The sequence below is a fragment of the Clostridioides sp. ZZV15-6388 genome (assembly GCF_020657755.1).
GTDB lineage: Bacteria > Bacillota > Clostridia > Peptostreptococcales > Peptostreptococcaceae > Clostridioides.
In genome coordinates, this window is record NZ_JAGWCU010000083.1 from 1 (window position 1) to 530 (window position 530).

Consider the following 530-nt stretch of genomic DNA (forward strand, 5'->3'; position numbering starts at 1 on the left):
TATTTTTCAATAAACCTCTTACATTTAAATCTTCTACTACTACTCTACAAGGCTTGGTTTTCACTATTGTATTAGTAGTTTGGTGTATATGATTTAATCTAATATCAGAAAGTTTTTTATAGACAAGTTTTATCTGCTTTTCAACTTTTATGATATTTTGAGTTTTTATAAGTTTTTCACCTTTTTGAAAGGTGTTACCACTTTTCAACATATCATATTTCCTTGAAACTTGCCTTTGAAGTTTTCTAAGTTTTTTATTTAATCTTTTAACTTCTTTTGATTTATTAATGTTTTTAAAAGGCTCATCTATATTACTAACTATGGCTAAATCCTTGATACCTAAATCAACACCTATACTTTCATTAGTAAGTTTAATATCAGTTTTTTCCTCAACTTCCATTGCTAGTGACAAGTACCAATACTTTCCATTAAACTTTACCCTTGGATTTAGAACTTTTATAATCTAATTATAGCCATTGTGAAAATTACAGGAACACTCATAAATAGAGAGTTTCTTTTTTTGCAAGTTT

At 26.4% G+C, this 530-nt stretch carries 1 protein-coding gene; it reads right to left on the minus strand.

Annotated elements, in window-relative coordinates; all coding sequences use genetic code 11:
• A partial coding sequence (locus tag KGF48_RS19880; protein ID WP_413894833.1) for a transposase occupies positions 1-412 on the minus strand: 412 nt, incomplete at its 3' end.
• Between the last annotated feature and the right edge of the window lie 118 nt (positions 413-530).